17 protein-coding genes and 1 pseudogene are annotated in these 18,865 nt (G+C 73.3%); 8 read left to right on the forward strand and 10 right to left on the reverse strand.

Going from position 1 to position 18,865, the window contains the following annotated elements; all coding sequences use genetic code 11:
• Nucleotides 1-11: 11 nt before the first annotated feature.
• Nucleotides 12-629 carry a DoxX family membrane protein gene (locus IF28_RS0130895; RefSeq protein WP_030227220.1) on the reverse strand — a complete coding sequence of 206 codons (618 nt, stop codon included), beginning with the start codon at nucleotides 627-629 and terminating at the stop codon, nucleotides 12-14.
• A gap of 234 nt (nucleotides 630-863) precedes the next feature.
• Here IF28_RS0130895 and IF28_RS0130900 point away from each other — a divergent pair, with 234 nt between their 5' ends.
• Nucleotides 864-1,142 (forward strand): metal-sensitive transcriptional regulator, encoded by a 279-nt coding sequence (locus tag IF28_RS0130900; RefSeq protein WP_030227223.1) that lies wholly within the window; start codon nucleotides 864-866, stop codon nucleotides 1,140-1,142.
• Between the two features lie 39 nt (nucleotides 1,143-1,181).
• On the opposite strand, the gene IF28_RS0130905 is transcribed toward IF28_RS0130900, so the two are convergent.
• The 3 genes from IF28_RS0130905 to IF28_RS0130915 all read right to left on the reverse strand — a co-directional run bounded on the left by IF28_RS0130905 (nucleotide 1,182) and on the right by IF28_RS0130915 (nucleotide 2,747).
• Nucleotides 1,182-1,448, reverse strand: a complete 267-nt coding sequence (locus IF28_RS0130905; protein WP_030227224.1) for a metal-sensitive transcriptional regulator — start codon at nucleotides 1,446-1,448, stop codon at nucleotides 1,182-1,184.
• A gap of 163 nt (nucleotides 1,449-1,611) precedes the next feature.
• A complete protein-coding gene (locus IF28_RS0130910) occupies nucleotides 1,612-2,472 on the reverse strand; it encodes a sulfite exporter TauE/SafE family protein (RefSeq protein ID WP_030227225.1) in 861 nt (286 codons plus the stop codon).
• A gap of 5 nt (nucleotides 2,473-2,477) precedes the next feature.
• The gene (locus IF28_RS0130915; protein ID WP_234325385.1) at nucleotides 2,478-2,747 is read right to left on the reverse strand and encodes a YgaP family membrane protein; all 270 of its coding nucleotides are present in this window, start codon (nucleotides 2,745-2,747) and stop codon (nucleotides 2,478-2,480) included.
• Between the two features lie 168 nt (nucleotides 2,748-2,915).
• Here IF28_RS0130915 and IF28_RS0130920 point away from each other — a divergent pair, with 168 nt between their 5' ends.
• Nucleotides 2,916-3,803: a universal stress protein gene (locus IF28_RS0130920; RefSeq protein ID WP_030227228.1), complete on the forward strand. Its 888-nt coding sequence runs from the start codon at nucleotides 2,916-2,918 to the stop codon at nucleotides 3,801-3,803.
• Between the two features lie 331 nt (nucleotides 3,804-4,134).
• A pseudogene (locus IF28_RS36635) lies at nucleotides 4,135-6,267 on the forward strand (heavy metal translocating P-type ATPase).
• 99 nt (nucleotides 6,268-6,366) lie between these two features.
• Here the strand turns inward: IF28_RS36635 and IF28_RS0130930 are convergent.
• From IF28_RS0130930 to IF28_RS0130940, 3 genes are all read right to left on the reverse strand, one after another.
• Entirely contained in the window at nucleotides 6,367-8,766 is a 2,400-nt protein-coding gene (locus IF28_RS0130930; RefSeq protein WP_030227232.1) for a glycoside hydrolase family 65 protein, read from the reverse strand.
• 49 nt (nucleotides 8,767-8,815) lie between these two features.
• The gene (locus tag IF28_RS0130935) at nucleotides 8,816-9,688 is read right to left on the reverse strand and encodes a universal stress protein (RefSeq protein ID WP_030227234.1); all 873 of its coding nucleotides are present in this window, start codon (nucleotides 9,686-9,688) and stop codon (nucleotides 8,816-8,818) included.
• Nucleotides 9,689-9,818: 130 nt separating this feature from the next.
• Nucleotides 9,819-10,640, reverse strand: coding sequence for a universal stress protein (locus tag IF28_RS0130940; RefSeq protein WP_030227237.1), 822 nt, complete (start codon nucleotides 10,638-10,640; stop codon nucleotides 9,819-9,821).
• A gap of 349 nt (nucleotides 10,641-10,989) precedes the next feature.
• On the opposite strand from IF28_RS0130940, the gene IF28_RS39555 reads away from it, so the two are divergent.
• From IF28_RS39555 to IF28_RS0130950, 3 genes are read left to right on the forward strand one after another with little or no spacing between them, the layout of a single operon-like run.
• The gene (locus IF28_RS39555) at nucleotides 10,990-11,364 is read left to right on the forward strand and encodes a hypothetical protein (protein ID WP_199809062.1); all 375 of its coding nucleotides are present in this window, start codon (nucleotides 10,990-10,992) and stop codon (nucleotides 11,362-11,364) included.
• A complete protein-coding gene (locus IF28_RS38275) occupies nucleotides 11,346-11,429 on the forward strand; it encodes a universal stress protein (RefSeq protein ID WP_420713800.1) in 84 nt (27 codons plus the stop codon). Before IF28_RS39555 ends, IF28_RS38275 begins: the two co-directional genes overlap by 19 nt.
• A 23-nt stretch (nucleotides 11,430-11,452) precedes the next feature.
• A complete protein-coding gene (locus IF28_RS0130950) occupies nucleotides 11,453-12,331 on the forward strand; it encodes a universal stress protein (RefSeq protein WP_030227244.1) in 879 nt (292 codons plus the stop codon).
• A gap of 597 nt (nucleotides 12,332-12,928) precedes the next feature.
• Here the strand turns inward: IF28_RS0130950 and IF28_RS0130955 are convergent.
• From IF28_RS0130955 to IF28_RS0130965, 3 genes are all read right to left on the reverse strand, one after another.
• Complete coding sequence (locus IF28_RS0130955; RefSeq protein ID WP_030227247.1) at nucleotides 12,929-13,975, reverse strand: alcohol dehydrogenase catalytic domain-containing protein; 1,047 nt, start codon at nucleotides 13,973-13,975, stop codon at nucleotides 12,929-12,931.
• Between the two features lie 87 nt (nucleotides 13,976-14,062).
• On the reverse strand, nucleotides 14,063-15,535 hold the full coding sequence (locus tag IF28_RS0130960) for an AAA family ATPase (protein WP_030227250.1): 1,473 nt from the start codon (nucleotides 15,533-15,535) through the stop codon (nucleotides 14,063-14,065).
• 103 nt (nucleotides 15,536-15,638) lie between these two features.
• Nucleotides 15,639-16,502 (reverse strand): universal stress protein, encoded by an 864-nt coding sequence (locus IF28_RS0130965; protein ID WP_030227253.1) that lies wholly within the window; start codon nucleotides 16,500-16,502, stop codon nucleotides 15,639-15,641.
• 322 nt (nucleotides 16,503-16,824) lie between these two features.
• Between IF28_RS0130965 and IF28_RS0130970 the strand changes: the two genes are divergently transcribed.
• Together IF28_RS0130970 and IF28_RS0130975 are read left to right on the forward strand one after the other, a co-directional pair.
• Nucleotides 16,825-17,430 carry a hypothetical protein gene (locus IF28_RS0130970; RefSeq protein ID WP_030227256.1) on the forward strand — a complete coding sequence of 202 codons (606 nt, stop codon included), beginning with the start codon at nucleotides 16,825-16,827 and terminating at the stop codon, nucleotides 17,428-17,430.
• Nucleotides 17,431-17,467: 37 nt separating this feature from the next.
• On the forward strand, nucleotides 17,468-18,859 hold the full coding sequence (locus tag IF28_RS0130975; RefSeq protein WP_030227259.1) for a nicotinate phosphoribosyltransferase: 1,392 nt from the start codon (nucleotides 17,468-17,470) through the stop codon (nucleotides 18,857-18,859).
• The last annotated feature ends 6 nt before the right edge of the window (nucleotides 18,860-18,865 follow it).

Consider the following 18,865-nt stretch of genomic DNA (forward strand, 5'->3'; position numbering starts at 1 on the left):
GTGTCGCGGGGTCAGCGGAGCCAGGCGTTGCGGCTGACGAAGGGCAGTCGCGCCCACGCCTTGCCGAGTCCCCAGGTGGCTCCGGCGCCGGCGGCCGCGAGGGCGATGAGGACGACGGCGTAGACGAGGTGGTAGTCGGCGAACGGGTTCGTCGACATGCTGGGCGAGCCGTCGGACAGATGCCGCGCGGGCGGCCACTCCGCGATCCACATGAGCGCCATCATCACCGTGCCGGCGACCGCGGCGAGCCGCAGTGCCACACCCGCGATCAGCGCGACGCCGATGCCGAGCAGTCCCAGCATGAACAGCCAGTCCGCCCAGGCCGCCCCGGCCCACGCGTGGAACGCCGACTCCATCGGCCCGGCGGCCACACCGCCGAGGAACCCCTCGGTGGGCGAACCGCCGTCGATCCAGCCCTTGCCCGACCCGGTGGCGTAGCCGAGACCGAAGGTCTTGTCCAGGAACGCCCACAGGAAGACGAACCCGGTGAGCAGCCGCAGCCCGGCGAAGACGTACGCGCTCGTCGCGGTCGCGGCCTCGGTGCCGGCCGCCGGCGCTGCCGCCCCGGACCTGTGCCGGAAGGGCGAGCGGAGTCCCGGAGAACGGTGCGGGTGGTCGTGCACTGCCATGATGGTCATCCCCTTCGAGGGTGCTGCTCCTGAGGTCTCCCCGGTTGTCGTTGCGCTGTCAATGTCCCGCGTCCGTGGGCGCCGCCCGGAGGGGCCGGGAGGCCCGTTCCATGGTCCGAACGTCCCCTCGCCGCATGGCCGTTCGGGAGTTCCGGGGGCGGCTTTCGTCCTTTCGTCCAAGACGAGGACCAAACCGATTAGAATACCCCAAGGGGTATCAATGAAGGAGGATGCGTGGAACTGGACATGGCGGCCGACGAGCTGAAGAGCGTGCTGAACCGGCTGCGGCGGGCGCAGGGCCAGATCGCGGGGATCATCAGGATGATCGAGGAGGGGCGCGACTGCGAGGACGTGATCACCCAGCTCGCAGCGGTCTCCCGGGCGCTCGACCGGGCCGGCTTCGCGATCATCGCGACGGGGCTGCAGCACTGCATGGCCGAGGAGGGACAGGTGGACGGTGACCGGGACCGGATGCGCGCCCGTCTGGAGAAGCTGTTCCTGTCGCTGGCCTGAGCACCGGCTCACCTCACCGCACCGGCGGGGGCCGGAGAGTCAGGAGAGGGAGAGGAACAGTTTCTCCATCTTCTGGACATCGAGGCTGTCGGCGCCGCCCTCCTGGCTCAGGCACTCCTTGAGACCGCCGGCGACGATGGCGAAGCCGGCCCGGTCCAGCGCGCGGTTGACCGCGGCGAGCTGGGTCACGACCTCCTCGCAGTCACGCCCTTCCTCCAGCATGCGTACGACACCGGCGAGCTGGCCCTGTGCGCGCTTGAGCCGGTTGGCGGCCGACCGCACCTGGTCGGCGGGGAGCTGGACCATGGGTCCTTCCTTCCGTCTCTCCGGATCGGTGACTTCGATACCCCCAGGGGTAACACCGGAACGGGGCGGGCCATTCCCCGAACCGCACGGCATGCCGCTGCCCCGGCGGGCCGAAGGGCGTGCGTGTACTGCCCCGCGTCGACAACGTCCCGGGGCGGCACACCTAGGTCCGGTGGACGGCGCGTCGCAGCGGACAGCGGGCGACGAAGCCGTAGCAGACGCCCGCTCCGGCGCCCAGCGCGGCGATGGCCGCCAGGATCGGGACCGCCACCGGGGCGGGGGCCTGCTGGATCAGGACGAAGGTGCCCATCGCCAGCACGAACCAGGCGAAGAGCCGGGAGAGGACGTGGGCGGGGACGCGCCCGGCCAGCCGGGCTCCGGCGAGGCTGCCGACGACCGCGATTCCGGTGACGGCCAGGGTCAGGCCCCAGTCGATCCGGACGCTCGAGAGGTAACCGGCGAAGCCCGCGGCGGACTTCATCGCGATGACCAGCAGTGAGGTGCCGATGGCCACCGGCATGGGCAGGCCGCCCAGCAGGGCCAGGGCGGGGACGACGAGGAAGCCGCCGCCGGCGCCGACCAGGCCGGTGGCCAGGCCGACGGCCGCGCCGTCGAGCAGCACCCGCCCCACCGGCAGTTGCTCGTGGGCGCGGTCGGGGGCGGCGTCCCGGCGGCCGCGGAGCATCGCGGCGGCGGTGACGATCATCATGACCGCGAAGGCGATCAGCAGGACGACATCGGGGATGCGGCCGCCGATGAGCCCGCCGGTGTAGGCGCCGGCCATGCCGGCCGCACCGAACAGGACGCCGGTGCGCCAGCGGACCCGTCCGCCGCGGGCGTGGTTGATCACGCCCACGGCTGAGGTGACACCGACGACGAACAGGGAGGTGGCGATGGCCTCCTTGGCGTCCATGCCCGCGACGTAGACCAGCAGCGGTACGGTCAGGATCGACCCGCCTCCCCCGAGCAGCCCGAGGGAGACGCCGACCAGCAGCGCGAGGACCAGGACGAGCGTCAGCGTCATGAGGGTCACCTGCCGTCGGCGAGCTGGGCGACGGCCTTGCGCGGGTCGAAGGACGGTGTGCGGTTCCACGGCATCCTCGACAGCAGCACTCCCATGGCGCAGGTGTTGCTGAGGGCGGCGAAGGCCAGTCCGCCACCGACGAACGCGGACAGCGCCTGCAGGCCGGGGACGGCGAAGCTGCCGAGGGCGCCGGCCAGGACCAGGGAGCCGGCGACCAGGCGGACCTGGCGCTCCGCTTTATGCCCCGGGGGGTATCCGGAAGTGAGGAGTCCCATACCCGCGGCGCTGCCGCACGGCAGACGCGGGGCGCGGGCACCGAATGGCGTACCCGGAACGTCCGAGGGCCCGAACGGCCCTTCGGGCGGGACGTGAGCCCCATGGCACCAGGACGTCGACGGGGCGAGCCTGGAGGGAGCGGGAACACTCGGGACTCGGGAGGAACAGTGGGTGGTCTGGTGATCGTCGGTGTGGACGGGTCGACGTCGAGTCTCGTCGCCGTCGAGGCCGCCGCGCGGGAGGCCCGGCTCCGGACGGCCGCGCTGAGAGTGGTGCACGCGTTCCTCTGGCCCGCAGTGCCCGCCCCCCTGGGTCCGTCACCTCTGGGTCCGCCCGAGGGCGGGCTACGGAACATGGTCGAGCGTCTGGTGGCGGAAGCGGTCGAGCATGCCAGGGCCGCGGCGCCGGAGGTGGAGGTGTCCCACGCGGTGGTGACGGGGGAGCCGTTGACGGTGCTGGAGGCGCAGTCACGTGCCGCCGAGCTGGTGGTCGTCGGATCCCGTGGGATGGGAGGGTTCGTCGGGCTGATGGTGGGCTCGACGGCGGTGCATCTCGCGGCGCACGCGCGCTGCCCCGTGCTGGTCGTGCGCGGGGAGGCCCACCGCGACGGTCCGGTCGTGGTGGGCGTCGACGGCTCCCCCGCCGGGGACGAGGCGGTGGAATTCGCCTTCCGGCAGGCCGAGCTGCACGGGACCGGCCTTGTCGCGTTGCACGCCTGGACCACGTGGAACGCACCGCTGCCCGCCCCGCAGGATCCCTCGGAGCCCTACGCGAACCCGGCCGAAGCGCTGGGCCAGGAGGAGGAACGTCTGCTGTCGGCAGCGCTGGCCGGGCATCAGGAGCGGCATCCGGACGTGGCCGTGGAGCACAGGATGATCCACGGACCCACCCGCGAGGCCCTGATCGAGGCGAGCCGGACCGCCGGGCTGCTGGTCGTCGGGGCACGGGGACGCGGCGGTTTCACCGGCCTGCTGCTGGGGTCCGTCAGCCAGGCCCTGCTGCATCACGCGCACTGCCCGGTCGCCGTGGTGCGCGGAGCGGGCGCGCGACAGTGAGGCGGCCGCCCCGGACGGATCCGTCGTCTCACCGTCGGGCACCGGTGCCGGCCGATTGCCCCCTGGCTGCCCCGTCGCGAATCGCCGACCGGTGAGGAACTCCATGCTCCGCACCAAGTCCGGCGACACCCGCCGGACCGGCTCACGCAAACCGGTGCCGGGCCCTGCCGCGGCACCGGCGGGTGCGTCCTGGCTCGAACCCGTCCTCCTGGCCGTCACGGCCTCGTCGCTCACGGCAGGGGGTGTCCTGTGGCTGCTGGGCCGCAGCGATGGCGCCGGCCTGTGCTGGGCGCTGGGCACAACCTTCGCCGTCGTGCCCGCGGTCGGCTGGGTGGTGGCCGCGCTGCGTCGCGGTCACGCCGGTGTGGACCTCATCGCGGTCCTGGCCCTCGGCGGCACCCTGGCCGTCGGCGAATATCTTGCCGGGGCTCTGATCGGTCTGATGCTGGCCACCGGGCGCGCGCTGGAGGCCGCCGCGCAGCGGCGCGCCTCCCACGATCTGCGTGCGCTGCTCGCGCACACGCCCCGCACCGCGCGTCGGCGCACCGGCACCGAGGTCCGCCCGATTCCCGTCTCGGAGGTCGCCGTGGGGGACCTTCTCGTCGTCGGCGCGGGCGAGGTGGTCCCCGTCGACGGGCAGGTCGCGGGACCGGCGGCCGTCCTCGACGAGTCGGCGCTCACGGGTGAGGCGGCGCCGGTGGAACGGGAGACCGGGCAGACGGTGCGCAGCGGAGTCGTGAACGCGGGCGGGGTCTTCGAGCTGCGGGCCACGGCGACCGAGCAGGACAGCACCTACGCCGGGATCGTACGGCTGGCCCGGCAGGCGGGCGCGGAGGCGGCCCCCGTCGTCCGCCTGGCCGACCGCTATGCGGCCTGGTTCCTGCCCCTGTCGGTGGCGGTCGCGGGGCTGGCCTGGCTGCTGAGCGGCTCCCCGGTGCGGGCCGTGGCGGTGCTGGTGGTCGCCACCCCCTGCCCACTGCTGCTCGCCGCCCCGGTGGCGATCGTCTCCGGCCTGTCCCGGGCCTCCCGGCTGGGTGTGGTGGTCCGGGACGGTGGCGCGCTGGAGCGCCTCGGGCGGGCCCGCACGCTGCTGCTCGACAAGACCGGCACCCTTACCGGCGGCCGCCCGCGCGTGGTCGACGTGACCGCGGCACCCGGCAGGCAGCCCGCCGAGGTGCTGCGGCTGGCGGCCACGGTGGATCAGTACTCGCCACACGTCCTGGCCCACGCGATCGTCGACGCGGCCCGTGAGCGCGGTCTCGAGCCGTCGACGGCGACGGAGGTGTCGGAGGAGGCCGGCCGTGGCGCGTACGGCGTGGTCGAGGGCCGCAGGACGACCGTGGGACGGCTGGAGCCCTCGGTGGTGCTCCCGGACTGGGCGCGGGCCGCGGAGAATCGGGCACTGCTGGACGGCTCCGCCGTCGCCTGGATCACCGTGGACGGTGTTCCCGTGGGGGCGGTCATGCTGCGCGATCCGCTGCGCCACGACGCGCCCCGCGCCGTGCGGCGGCTGCGTACGGCCGGTATCCGCCGCATCGTGATGCTGACCGGCGACCGGCCCGAACCCGCCCGCGAGATCGCCTCCGTCCTCGGGCTCGACGGCGTACGGGCCGAACTGACTCCGGCCGACAAGGTGGCCGCGGTCCGCGCGGAGCGCGAGCGCGCCGTCACCGTCATGGTCGGCGACGGCGTGAACGACGCGCCGGCGCTCGCCGCCGCGGACGTCGGCGTGGCGATGGGGGCACGGGGTTCCACCGCCTCCTCCGAGGCGGCCGGCATCGTCCTCACCACGGACCGCGTGGACCGGCTGGCCGACGCCACGTCGATCGCCGTACGGGCGCGGCGTATCGCCGTACAGAGCGCCCTCGGGGGGCATGCTCCTGTCGCTGGCGGCCATGGGCGCGGCCGCCGTGGGGCTGCTGCCCCCGGCCGTCGGCGCGCTGCTGCAGGAGGGCATCGACGTGGCGGTCATCCTCAACGCGCTGCGCGCCCTGCGGATGGACCAGGGTGCCGGCCGGCCCTCGAACCCGCCGCCGAGGCCCTGATCCACCGCTTCGCGGCCGAGCACGAGGAGCTGCAGGTCGTGCTGCAGGCCGTGCGGGACGCCGCGGCCCGGCTCTCGGCTCCGGGCACGGACGGGCAGGCCCTGGACTCGGTGCGCGAGGTCGACCGGCTGCTCACCGAGCGGCTGCTGCCGCACGAGTACGCGGAGGAACACGAGCTCTATCCAGCGCTCGAGCCGACTCTCGGCGGCCCCGAGGCGACGGCGACCATGAGCCGCGCCCACGCCGAGATCGAACGGCTCGCCGGGCGGGTGGCCACCCACCTGGCGCTCGCCGAGCCGCGGGGCGCACTGGAACCCGGGCAGCTCGAGGACCTGCGGGCCTGCCTCTACGGTCTGCACACCGTGCTGCGGCTGCACTTCACTCAGGAGGAGGAGAGCTACTTCTCCCTCGCTCCCTGATCGCGCCGTCACCTGCTCGCCGGCCCACGGGCGATGCCCGCCGCCCACGCCTCGGTCCGGCCGGCGTCGCGTAGCTCCTGCCCTCGTCGTGGGGTGCCGTCAGTTCGCCGGGAGCCGGAGCACGCAGGTCTCTCCGGGAGCGACGGTGACCGCCCGGTCGGCCAGGACCACGCGGAGCGGCGACTCCTCCGAATCCGGTACCGCGAGTTCCAGTCGCCCGGTGTGGAGGCGCAGACCGATCCCCCAGTGGCCGCGGTGGCTCAGGGAGAACCCGTACTCCGACAGAGCGGGGAGCGGCACCGGGTCCAGCGACAGGGCGTCCCCATGGGGTGCCAGCCCCGTCAGGCCTCGCTGGACCAGATCGAGCGTGCCGGCCATGGCCCCCAGATGGACGCCCTCCCCCGTCGTACCGCCCTGGATGTCGGCGATGTCCGCCTCCAGGGCTTCATGAACGTACTGCCAGGCCTCGGCCCGCCTCACCCTGGCGAGAACCCAGCCGTGCACCACCTCGCTGAGGGTGGAGCCGTGGCTGGTGCGGCGCAGGTAGTAGTCGACGGTCCTGTTCCATATCTCCTCGTCCAGGTGGTGTCCGAGGCGGTGGAACAGACTCCGCAGCTCCGTCGGCGGGAACAGGTAGCCGAGCATGAGGACATCTGCCTGCTTGGACGCCTTGTAGCGGTTGACCGTGTCGCCCTCGGCCTCCAGGATCCGGTCCAGCCGCCGGATACTGTCGTAGCGCGCCCGGTAGGCGTCCCAGTCCAGCTCGGCCAGATCGCCGTACCCCTCGAACTGACTGACGACGCCCTGATGGAACGGCACGTACAGCCGCCGGGAGACCTCCTCCCACTTCGGGAGTTCCTCGCCGTCCAGACGTACGCGCTCGAACAGTTCCCGCCGGTGCCCGGCGGGAAGGCGGCGCAGCAGGTCCAGGGCGCGGGCGATGACCCATGCGGCGGTGACGTTGGTGTACGCGTTGTCGTCCAGTCCCGGCCGGTCGGCGCCGGGGTAGGCGTCGTGGTACTCGTCGGGGCCGACGACCCCGCGGATACGGTAGCGGCCCCTCGCCGGGTCGAAGACCGCGCTGTCCGTCCAGAAGCGGGCGATCTGTACCAGCATCTCCGCACCCTTGGTGTAGAGGAACCCGGTATCGCCGGTGGCCTCGCCGTACTGCCACACGTTGTAGGCGACCGCCGAGCCGACATGGTGCTGGAGCCGGGAGTTGTCCGGCAGCCAGCGGCCCGAGTGCGGATTGAGATGCAGTTCCTGGGTCTCCTCACGGCCGTCGCTGCCGCTCTGCCACGGATACATCGCCCCGGCCCGTCCGATGGCGGCGGCGGACCGGCAGGCCCGGTCCAGGCGCCGGTGGCGGTAGGTCAGCAGGGCCCGCGACACGTCGGGGAAGTGCAGGTTCAGATACGGCAGGACGAACAGCTCGTCCCAGAACACATGCCCCCGGTACGCCTCGCCGTGCAGCCCCCTGGCCGGCACCCCGACGTCGAGGTCCGCCGTGTGCGGGGACAGGGTCTGCAGCACGTGGAAGAGGTGCAGCCGCAGGACGCGGCCCGCCCGGCCCGGGACGCGGATGTCCGCGCGCCGCCACATGCGCCGCCAGGCGGCCGTGTGAGAGTCCAGCAGGGCGGCGAAGTCCGGGGCCGTGGTCACCCGGTCGACGGCCGCGCCGAGCGGATCCCCGATCGCGGCGTCGCGGGAGGTGTGCAGCACCACTGTCTTCTCCACCTCGACGGGCCGGCCGGCGACGATCGCGATCACCAGGCGGTGGACCGCGTGGCGCCGGCCGGGACGCAGCTGTGACCAGGAGGGCGGGGGCCCCACGACGACGGTCCGGGCGGCCAGGGCGATCCCGATGTGGGACGTACTCGTCCGGCAGCTCAGCCAGGTCGTCCCGGGCTCCCGCGCACCGGTGCGTACGCCTGCCAGGTGATGCCGGTCGAGAGTCCGGTAGCGGTGCACGTTGGTGTTCGTCACATCGCCGTCGAGGGCGGACTGGACCTCGACGTCCCCCGACCAGTTCTCGGCGGTGAGCACCGTCCGCAGTGCCGCCAGATGCGGGTCCGCCATGTGCACCAGGCGGATCTGTTCGACTCCGAGTACTCCCGCGGTGCGGTCCCGGTACCGCGAGGTCCGGACGAGCAGGCCCCGGCGCAGGTCCAGGACCTGCCGGTGGTCGAGCAGGGCGGCGGAGTCCGGGGTGAGCCACGGACCCCATGTTCCGCCCCGCGCCCGTACGCGGAAGCGCAGCGGCAGCCAGTTCGGGAGGTTGACCATGTCCTCGTTGACCACCCGGCGCCCGGCGACAGTCGACTCGAGGCGGTTGTAGCAGCCGGCCCGGTAGGTTCCCGGACAGTGCACCAGGCCGGTCCGGCATTCGGGGAACGCACCGCGGGTGGCGAAGCACCCGTTGCCGAGCGTGCACAGCGATTCCCGCAGCCGCTCGGCGGCGGGGTCGTACCCTTCGTACTCCCACGTCCACTCCGGCATCGGACGCCCCTTGTCCTTCTCCCCTGCGATCCGTGCGGGACCCCGGGGTTCAGACCCGTTGCGGAACGACGGCGACCGGGCACGGGGCGTGGTGCAGCAGGGTGTGCGCCACTCTGCCGAGTTGGAGGCCGGGGTGGCCGTGCCGCCGCAGGGCTCCTACGACGATCAGGTCGGCGTCGGCCGACGCCTCCAGGAGGACCTGATGAGGCGGGCCTTCGACCGGTGCGCGGATCACGTCGACGTCCGGCCGTTCCCGCACCGCCTGGAGCAGCGCCTCGTCGAGATTGGCCGACGCGCGTTCCTGATGCGCGGACATGCCGTCGTCCGCGGTCCGGGGGGCCACGTCTTCGGAGGCCGGGCGGCGCCAGGCGCGCACGGCGTGCAGGGCCGCGCCGCGTACCCGGGCCTCGTGAAAGGCGAACCGGACGGCCCCGAGGCAGTGGGGCAGATTCCCGACCCCCACCACCACGCGTCCGTAGGCTCCCTCCCGGTTCCGCTCCCCGCCGCGGACCACGACGACCGGGCAGACCGCCCGGGCGGCCACCGCGAGCCCGACGGACCCCAGTGTCAGCGCCGCGAGTTCGCCCCGGCCGCGGGAACCCACGACCAGCAACCGTGCCTCCTGCCCGGCCGACAGCAGGGCCGACACCGGGTCCTCGGGAATCAGGTCGCCCGTCGCCTTGACCTCCGGCCGGCGCAGCCGGGCACGCTCCGCCGCGGAGGCGACGATGTGCTGGGCGAGGACAGTGCCGGCGGGGCGCTCCCGCGCGAAGGACGGGGCCCTGCCTTCGTATCGTTCCCACAGCGAGGAATGGACCAGCCGCAGGGGCAGCCCGTGCCGCGCCGCCTCGTCCACCGCCCAGTCCAGCGCCGCGAGGCTGGGATCGGAGCCGTCGACCCCCACCACCAACGGAAGGTCCATGACCACCACCCGCCTTCCTCTCCTGCCGCGCGCGAGACCCTCTGCACACCACCGTCGCACTGCCCACCGCCCACCGCGACCTCCGCACGGCTCGGCCCCGCGGACCCTGCCGGGCGGGGCCGACGCCGGTTCATATCTGGGGGACGACGGCGACCGGGCAGGGTGCGTGGTGCAGCATCGCATGATTGGTCAGCCCCAGTTGCAGACCCATGTGGCCCCTTCGCCGGCGTGCCCCGACCACCAGGAAATCCGCCTCCGACGCCGCCTCCAGCAGCGCCTGGCGTGCCGGTACCTCGACCACCCGCCGGCTGACGGATGCGTCTCGATACGTCTCCGCGGGGCCGCGCAAGGCATCGTCGAGTACCTGTACCGGCGAACGCCGACGGGAGTCCGGGGCGTACCACACCGGGGTGCGGGGCGTGGCGGGAGCACCGGCCGAGGTGCTCCAGGCATGAACGGCCACCAGCCGGCAACGCCTGGCCCGGGCCTCACGGAGCGCGAACCGGAGCGCCGTGCCGCTCCCCTCCCCCTCCTCGACGCCGACGACGACGCTTCCGAACCGGGCGTCCCGGTGTTCCGCCGTGCCGCGCACCACGACCACCGGACAGTCCGACCGTGCCGCCACCGCCAGCCCGACCGAGCCCAGAAGCATCCCGGACAGACCTCCGAGCCCTCTTGACCCCACCACCAGCGCGAAGGCGTTGCGGCCGGTGTCGACCAGGGCGAGGGCGGCGTCCTCGTGCCGCACCTCGGTGGACAGCGGCACGCCGAGAGCGGTTTCCCTCGCACGCCCTGTGGCGGCGCCGAGGACGTCGGTCGCCTCCTGGTCCCGTCCCGCCGCATACAGCAGATGGAGCGGCACCGTGTGCAGGGCCGCTTCTCGCGCCGCCCAGTCCACTGCTTCCAGGCTCGCCTCGGAACCGTCGATCCCGACCACCAGCGGAATGGTCACCGCCCGCGCCTCCTCTCGTGCCGGTTCCCGAGCCGCTCCCCGCACGCGCCGTCACTTCCAGCTTCGTACGGGGCGATGGCCGACGCCATGCCGTGGAGGACACGACGGAACGAGCATGCGGTGGCCGACGTGGCCGCGGAACGGCCGGCCCCGTTCGGTGCACCGCTCGGCCCATGCCGCCTGGGGCGGCAGCACGGATACTGGGATCAGGGAGCCGGTGGAGCCGCTCCTCGCCGGCCGTCCGGTCGGTGCGGTGCCCCACCCGTTCGGCGGCAGAAGCAGATCACTGCTCGTGATCGTCACCGGAATCCGAAGGGACCGGTCACCATGAGCACGCGTTTCGAGTTGGATGCCCGCCGCGCTGCGCGGGCCGTGGCGCCGTCTGGCACGCCGGGAACTGCCGGCCGTCGAGCACGGCCTGCCGCCAGGACTGCGGTTCCGCGGTCACCGTCTGTTCTCCGGGGTCGTCGGACGCGATCAGCTTCCCCGCTCCGGACGCGTGTTCTTCCGCCTGGTGGGCGGACGCTCCGGCGACTTCCGGGACTGGGGAGCCGTCGACGGCTGGGCGGCCGGCACGGCCGGGAAGCTCCGGCCCGCCCCCTGGCGTCGGCGCGTACCCGGGCACAACACGCCCGGCCACAACGCCGCGCCGCCGTGGCTGACCGGGTCCATCGGTCCCGCAACGGCCGTGGCGGCTTCCGCGGCATGCTGCTCGGGTCCGTGAGTCAGGGTCTCCTCCACCATGCGCGCTGCCCGGTCTTCGTGGTGCCGCGCGAGCGGGAGCGGTAGCGGGGTCCGGCAGGAGCGTTGTCATGGATCAGCCGGTGGTGGTGGGTGTGGACGGGTCGCCGTCGAGCCTGGCCGCGGTGGAGGCCGCTGCCCGTGAGGCCGCGCTCCGGGGCACGGGGCTGCGGCTGGTGCACGCCTTCGGACGCCCGTCCGCGCACGTTCCCCGCCCCGGCCCGCCGTGGAGTCCAGCAGAGGCAGGGGTGCGCGAACTGATCGACGGCACCCTGGCGGAGGCCGAGCGGCGGGCCCGCGACTCGGTTCCGGGAGTCGAGATCGACCGGGACGTCGTCCTGGGCGAGCCGGCGACCGTGCTCGTGATCGAATCACGCACGGCCGCGCTGGCCGTGGTCGGCAGCCACGGCCGGGGCGCCGTCGCCGGCCTGCTGCTCGGCTCGACCGCCGGGCATCTCACGGCCCACGGCCGCTGCCCGGTGCTCGTCGTGCGGGGGCGGCGGTCCCCGGGCGGTCCGGTGCTCCTGGCGGTCGACGACGCACCCTCGTCGGCGCCGGCGGTCCGCTTCGCCTTCACCGAGGCACGTCTTCGCGGTGCGGGGCTCACCGCGGTGCACGTCTGCCGGCCCGGCAGCGCGGACGCCTACGACGGCCCTGCCGATCCGCCCTTCGTGACGTACGACAGAGGCCATCTGCGCGACCACGCGGAACAGGTGCTCGGGGCGGCGCTGGCCGAGGACGAACGGAACCACCCGGACGTCGAGGTGCGGCACCGACCCGTCATCGGCCGAGTACGCCACACCCTCATCGGGGCGAGCGCCGACGCGGGGCTTCTCGTGGTCGGTGCGAGGGGCAGGGGCGGGGTCACGGGTCTGCTCCTGGGGTCGGTGAGTCAGGCCGTCCTGCGCCATGCGCAGTGTCCCGTCGCGGTCGTCCAAAACGGCCCGTAGTGACTCCCGGCAGCGCGCGTGCGGCTCCGGCGGACGGGCGGAGGGCCTGTTCCGGGCCCCGGATTCCCGCGTCGCCGATACGGACAGGTGGCCCGGCAACGGGCCGTACGTACGGTCCGGAACGCCACACGTGCGCGCACGGTCCGGCGACCGTGGCCCGTCGGGGCCACCCCGAAACCGGTGGAGCCGCATCCGCCACGGCTCGCACCGAGGATTCTCCTCCGAAGGGCCCGTCGGCACCGTGACCGGCCCGTTCGGCCCTGGAGACGGCAAGCCGGCGGAGGTTTCATGGAGGGGAACCGAGGGTCGAGCGGCACGGAGAAGCGGAGTGAGACCGCGCACCGTGCAATGAGGATCCGCAAGAAGCGGGTGGCCCTCGGTTCCCTCCCCTCCCGACTGCGGCTGCCGTCGGCGGAGCGCATCTCCCGCGTCACGCATGTGCCGAGGAGGCTCGGTGTCGGCCGCGTGGTCGTCGACGCTCGGCGAACGTACCGGGGTGCGTCTCGACGGCGCGGACACAGCACGCCGGCCGGCGGTGCCGGCGCTCGTCGCCCGTGTGTGCCGTGAGCGGTCAGCCGGTCGTGGACGGGTGACCGGCTAGGGGGACGGTTCCGGCAGCTCGTGGTGGAGCACGACCTTGAGGGCGCCGGTGTCCGGTCCGTGCGCGAAGACCTCGTAGGCGTCCTCCATGCGCTCCAGGGGGAACCGGTGGGTGACGAGCGGGAAGACCGTGAGTCGTCCGTAGGACAGCAGGTCGAGCAGCCACGGCGTGGAGGAGGTGTCGACCTGGCCGGTGCTGATCGTGACGTTCTTGCGCCACAGCGCCTCGAGATGGAGGGTGGCGGGTTCGCCGTGCATGCCGATGTTGGCGATGTGGCCTCCGGCCCGCACCACGCGGGTCGCCAGGACGAAGCCGTCCGGATCGCCCGCGGCCTCGATGACGACGTCGGCGCCGGGCCCCTCGGACAGTTCTGAGACCATTCGCCCGGGCAGTTCGGCGGCATGGGCGCCCAGGCGCGTGGCGGATGCCAGCCGGGACGGCGACAGGTCCACCGCGACGACCCGCCGGGGTGAGTACAGGCGCGCCAGAACCACCGCGGCGAGGCCCACCGGGCCCGCGCCGACCACCACGACGGTGTCACCCGGGCTCACATGCCCGTTGCGCACCCCGACCTCGTAGGCGGTCGGGAGGAGTTCGGCGAGCAGGACCGCCTCGTCGAGCGGGAGGTACGGAGGCCGGCGGTGCGTGGAGGAGTCGGCGAAGGGGACGCGGACGAATTCGGCCTGGGTCCCGTTGATCTCCCGGCCCAGGATCCATCCGCCGCCGCCCCGGCACTGTCCGTACATGGCGTCGCGGCAGAAAGGGCAGTGCCCGCACGCCGACACCGAGGAAACGATCACCCGGTGTCCGGGGCGCCTGGTGTGCACCCCCCGGCCGACCTCCACCACCTCGCCGACGGCCTCGTGGCCGAGGACCGTTCCCGGCTTCACCTCGGCGAGGTCGCCGCGCCGGATGTGCAGATCACTCCCGCAGACGGTGGTCGCGTCGACGCGTACGATCGTGTCGGTGTCCTCCTCGATCACGGGATCGGGAACCGTGTCCCACGAGGTCCGCCCGGGGCCTTGGTAGACGAGTCCGCGCATGGCCGCTCCCTCGCTCGCCGTCTCCTCTCCACCGTCACCCTCCAGTGCCTCCCGGGCAACACGGGTGCCCGCGCTGCTCCCTGTCCGTCAGTCCGGCCACACGCAGAGGCGGCGGAAAACCGGCGCCGGACCCGTTCCCCTCGGGTGCACGGCCGCCAACGCCTGGACGACCGCTGCTTCCAGAGGGCCGCCGGTGTCGACCGTGACGGCCTCGGGCCACGGCGGTTCCCTGGCCGCCAGGGCAGCGGCCACGACGATGTCCGCGTCGGACACCGATGCGGTCCGGGACTCGAGACGGGCCTCCGCCACCTCCCCCGGTACCTGGCAGTGCAGGGCCGTCAGATCCGCACCCGTGCGCTCGGCCGTGCGCAGGGCCGCTTCGCGCTGCCCCGCATCGGACCAGGTGGCGTCCAGGACGACGGATTCCCCCGAGGACAGCAGGGCGGCCGCGCGGTCGAGCAGTTCGGTGTACGTCCTCGCGGTCCACTCCGCGGTGTACAGGCCCTCGCCGTAGTCTGCCGCCGCGGACCGCTCCGCCGGGATGCCGGCCAACTCCTTGCGGAGGCGGTCGCTGCTGAGCAGGGTCACTCCCAGGCGGTCGGCCAGCGCTCCGGCGAGGGTGGACTTCCCGCTGCCCGGCAGCCCGCCCACCAAAGTCATACCGACAGCGGAGGCGCGCAGGTGCCGCAGCGTCGCCGTGACGAGCCGTCGGGCCGCCGCCGCACCGGGCGCACCCTGGCGTGACTGGATCAGGGAGACCTTGGCGCGGACGAACGCCCGGTAGGCCACGTAGTGGTGCCACAGCGAGGGGGGCGCAAAGTCTCCGGAGTACTCGCTGTACCGGGCGAGGAAGTACGCGGCCGATTCCGGGGCGCCGAGCTGTTCCAGGTCCATGGCGAGGAAGGCGGCGTCGTCGAGGCCGTCGACGTGGCGAAGGCGGTCGTCGAACTCCAGACAGTCCAGGATGCGGGGGCCGTCGTCGAGGCAGAACACGTCCTCGGCCAACAGGTCGCCGTGGCCGTCGACGATGCGGCCCTCCCGGATCCGCGTGTCGAACAGCTGCTCACGGCCGCCGAGGTACCGGCGCACCAGCCGCTCCGCCTCCTCGACGCCGTCGGGCAGCGGGATCTCGTCGGCCAGGGCACGGACCTGCGCGAAGCTCGACTCCCACCTCGACGACAGCGCGTCTCGGCTTCCCTGCGCGTCCACGTCCGGGCCCCGGGGCGCGTCCGCGTGGCGTGCGGCGAGCTGCCGGGCCACGGACCGCAGGACGTCGTCGACGTCGGCCCCTTCCCGTACCAGCCGGGACAGGCGGCGGTCCGCCGGCATACGGCGCATCACGACGAGCGGTTCGGCCTCGTCCGTGTGGGGCAGCCGGATCTCTCCCAGGCCTAGGTACACGTCCGCGGCGAAGCGGCGGTTGAGGGAGACCTCCTGCTCGCAGGCGGCCCGACGGGCCGCCACCCCGGTGTAGTCCAGGAACGTCAGATCGACCGGCTTCTTGATCTTGTAGGCGTGGTCGCCGAAAAGGAGCACGATCGCGGTGTGCGTCTCGTGCAGCTCCGCGCGCGGGAACGTGGCACCGCCGGGGCCGCTGCTCGGGCGGAGCACGGACTCGTCGGTCGGGTGCGCGGCTGCCGTCGCTCGCCTCGGGCCGTCCGGCTCACTCATGCGGTACGACCGCGACGGGGCAGCGCGCATGGTGGATGGCGGCCTGGGCGACGGGCCCCAGCCGGGGCGCCGGAACACGGTGGTGCCTGCGCCGGCCGACGACCAGCAGCCCCGCGCCGGCGGCGGACCGCAGGACCGCCCGGGCAGGGCTCCGCAGCCCGATGCCGTCGGCCACCTCCACCCGGGGGTACTTCTCGCGCCAGGGGCGCAGCGTGTGGTCCAATCGCTCGCGCGCGTCCCGCGTGATGTCGTCGGCGACCTCGTGGTCCACCCCCCAGGGGAGGTAGGCGTGGAGGGGCGGGCTCTGTCCGTGGACAGCCCTCAGGGGCACGTTCCGTGCCGCCGCCGTGGCGAAGGCGAACGCGAGCAGGTCGTCGCAGGGGCCGCGCAGCTTCAGCGCGACGACCACGTCGCCGGTGTCCACGAGCTCGCTGCGCGGGCCCTCCGCCCGGACCAGCACGACCGGCCCCCTGGCGTGTGCCGCAACCGCCATGCTGATGTCGCCGAGGAAGTAGCTCTCGACGAGTTCCAGCCCGCGTGAGCCGAGCACGGTCATGGCCGACTCCGACGCCGCGCGCAGCAGCGCCTCCTGAGCGTCGTCCGCCACCAGGTCGCCGGCGACGGCCAGATCCGGATGCAGACCCCGCAACTCGGCCCGCGCGCTGTCCACCATGCGCTTCGCCCAGTAGTTCTGGTCGGCCTCGGAAGGGACCTTGACCGGTTCCGGCACGAGCGTGGGCCACGCGTGCAGCAGGCGCAGCGCGCACCCGCGGCGCCCGGCCTCGTCCGCGGCCCACCGGGCGGCGGAAAGACTCTCGGGTGAACCGTCGAGACCAACGGTGATCACTGGTTCCATGGCGCCTGCCTCCGTCTCGCAAGAAGCTGGACGGTGGTGACCGGGTAGGCGTCTCGCGAGCGCGGTACACCACACCATGCCCGCCACCACTCATTCGACGATTACCGCAAACCCTTCGGTTGCGCACGCGGACCGGACGTCCGCCGGGACCCGGAGGATGAGATCGAGCAGAGGGATCCGCGCGGCGGAAAAGCTGTCCCAAGGACCGGCGGCGGAGTCCGAAGGGCCACCCCACCAGGGACCTTCGGCCCAGTGACCGGAACCCGCCGTCGTTCCATGGTGGTGAGGGAAGCGACCAGCGTCATGTGCTGGAGGCCCGGCCATGAGTACCCGAAGCTCACCGCACGCGTCCGTTCCGCCGCCACCAGGCGGGCGCGAGACGACCAAGGGGCACAATCCGCTGATCCGTACGTCGGACCTGGTCGAGTTCTGGCTGCGTCGCGTGCTGATGGCCGTCCTGCTCGTCGGACTGCCGGTGGCGGGACTCGTCGTCGGCAGGACGACGTACGAGTCGTCGCTACGGACGGCGCAGACCCAGTCGGCGGAGCGGCAGCAGGTCGGTGCACGGGTGGTGTCGATCACCGAGAACGTCGGCCGGGCGGCGAAGGAACAGGCCCAGGTCCGCTGGACCGACGACAGCGGCGCCGCGCGGACGTCCACCGCCCTCCTGAAGCCGGGCATGACGGAGGGCGCCACGGTGCGCGTCTGGGTGGACCGGGACGGGACCGTCACCGCCGCCCCGCTGACCAGGCGCCAGGCCCTGGGGAACGGCTGGTTCGCCGGAGGGTTCACGGTCGTCGGTGTGACGGCCGGTGTCTTCCTGACCCGGTCGGGAGCACGCCTCCTGCTGGACCATGGAAGGTACGCGCGGTGGGACGCCGAGTGGGAGCGAGTGGAGCCCGCCTGGGCCGGCCGGTTCCGCCGGTGACACCGGGCAGGCGGAACGGAAGAAGGAGGCGGCGCCGATGTCCGAGGCGACGACCACCGATCTGTACGAGGTGACGATGGCCCTGTCCTATGTGCGGGAGGGGATGACCGGTCCGGCGACGTTCAGCCTTTTCGTCCGCGATCTGCCGGCGGAGCGCGGCTTCCTGGTCGCGGCGGGGCTGGAATCGGCCCTGGACCATCTGTCCGGCCTGTGTGTCGGCCCGGAGGACGTCAGCGCCTTCGCCGCGGCTCTCCACCGGCCACCACGTGATCTGGAGCCCCTGCTCGGACTGCGGTTCACCGGCAGCGTACGGGCGGTGCCGGAGGGACGGATCGTCCTCGCGGGCGAGCCCCTGCTCGAGGTGACCGCTTCGCTTCCGCAGGCACAGCTGGCCGAGACGTACGTGCTCAACCAGGTGAGTCATCAGACGCTGATCGCCTCGAAGGCCGCGCGCTGTGTGCTCGCGGCGGCCGGACGTCCGGTCGTGGACTTCTCCCTGCGGCGGACCCACGGCCCGCAGGCCGGCTTCCAGGCCGCCCGGCTCGGCGCGATGACCGGTTTCGCGGGCACCAGCAACGTGGCCGCGGCCACCGCACTCGGCCTGCCCGCCGTCGGCACGATGGCCCATTCGTACGTGGAGGCGTTCGAGGACGAGGAGGAGGCGTTCCGCGCGTTCGCCCGGACCCACCCCGGCCCCGTGACCTTCCTCGTGGACACCTACGACACCGAGGAGGGTGTGCGCGTCGCGGCACGTGTGCTGCGGGACCTGGACCGCGGACCGGGCTGTGCCGTACGCCTGGACAGCGGCGATCTGGGAGCCCTGGCGGTGCGCACCCGGTCCCTGCTCGACGAAGCGGGCCTGGCCGATGTGCGGATCACCGTCAGCGGCGGGCTCGACGAGTACGCCGTGGACGACCTGGTCCGCTCCGGGGCGCCGGTCGACGTCTACGCGGTCGGCACCCGCGTCGGCGTCTCGGCCGACGCGCCGTACCTGGACTCGGCGTACAAAATGGTGGAGTACGAAGGGCGACCGGTCATGAAACTCTCGTCGGCGAAGGTGACGGCGCCCGGGCGCAAGCAGGTGTTCCGTCCGCCCGGTGGTACCGACGTGATCGGTCTCGCCGACGAGCCGCCACCCCGCGGCGGCGCACCGCTGCTGGAAACGGTCATGCGGGACGGGCAGCGCACCGGAAGCGGGCCGACGCTTCGAGAGTGCCGGGAGAGGTTCGCCGCCGACCTGGCCGCCCTGCCGTCGGCCGCCCGGCGGATCCGTGTCCCCGTCCCCCCTCGTGCGACGACCTCCGAGCAGCTCGGCGCACTCACGGAACGGGTCCGGCGGCGTATCACCGGACGGCCGGGGTCGTCGGACGCGCGGCAGTCGGTGTCCGGTCGCCCCGGTGCGGGGTCCAGCAGGTCCGTCCCGAGCTGAGGAGGA

This window comes from Streptomyces sp. NRRL WC-3626, assembly GCF_000718785.1.
Lineage (GTDB): Bacteria > Actinomycetota > Actinomycetes > Streptomycetales > Streptomycetaceae > Streptomyces > Streptomyces edwardsiae.

Excerpts from the sequence above, each read along its gene's own strand:
- IF28_RS0130895 (WP_030227220.1), bottom strand. The coding sequence starts at position 629 with ATGGCAGTGCACGACCACCCGCACCGTTCTCCGGGACTCCGCTCGCCC.
- IF28_RS0130905 (WP_030227224.1), bottom strand. The coding sequence starts at position 1,448 with ATGGTCCAGCTCCCCGCCGACCAGGTGCGGTCGGCCGCCAACCGGCTC.
- IF28_RS0130910 (WP_030227225.1), bottom strand. The coding sequence starts at position 2,472 with ATGACGCTGACGCTCGTCCTGGTCCTCGCGCTGCTGGTCGGCGTCTCC.
- IF28_RS0130915 (WP_234325385.1), bottom strand. The coding sequence starts at position 2,747 with ATGGGACTCCTCACTTCCGGATACCCCCCGGGGCATAAAGCGGAGCGC.
- IF28_RS0130930 (WP_030227232.1), bottom strand. The coding sequence starts at position 8,766 with ATGCCGGAGTGGACGTGGGAGTACGAAGGGTACGACCCCGCCGCCGAG.
- IF28_RS0130935 (WP_030227234.1), bottom strand. The coding sequence starts at position 9,688 with ATGGACCTTCCGTTGGTGGTGGGGGTCGACGGCTCCGATCCCAGCCTC.
- IF28_RS39555 (WP_199809062.1), top strand. The coding sequence starts at position 10,990 with ATGCCCGCCGCGCTGCGCGGGCCGTGGCGCCGTCTGGCACGCCGGGAA.
- IF28_RS38275 (WP_420713800.1), top strand. The coding sequence starts at position 11,346 with ATGCTGCTCGGGTCCGTGAGTCAGGGTCTCCTCCACCATGCGCGCTGC.
- IF28_RS0130950 (WP_030227244.1), top strand. The coding sequence starts at position 11,453 with ATGGATCAGCCGGTGGTGGTGGGTGTGGACGGGTCGCCGTCGAGCCTG.
- IF28_RS0130955 (WP_030227247.1), bottom strand. The coding sequence starts at position 13,975 with ATGCGCGGACTCGTCTACCAAGGCCCCGGGCGGACCTCGTGGGACACG.
- IF28_RS0130965 (WP_030227253.1), bottom strand. The coding sequence starts at position 16,502 with ATGGAACCAGTGATCACCGTTGGTCTCGACGGTTCACCCGAGAGTCTT.
- IF28_RS0130970 (WP_030227256.1), top strand. The coding sequence starts at position 16,825 with ATGAGTACCCGAAGCTCACCGCACGCGTCCGTTCCGCCGCCACCAGGC.
- IF28_RS0130975 (WP_030227259.1), top strand. The coding sequence starts at position 17,468 with ATGTCCGAGGCGACGACCACCGATCTGTACGAGGTGACGATGGCCCTG.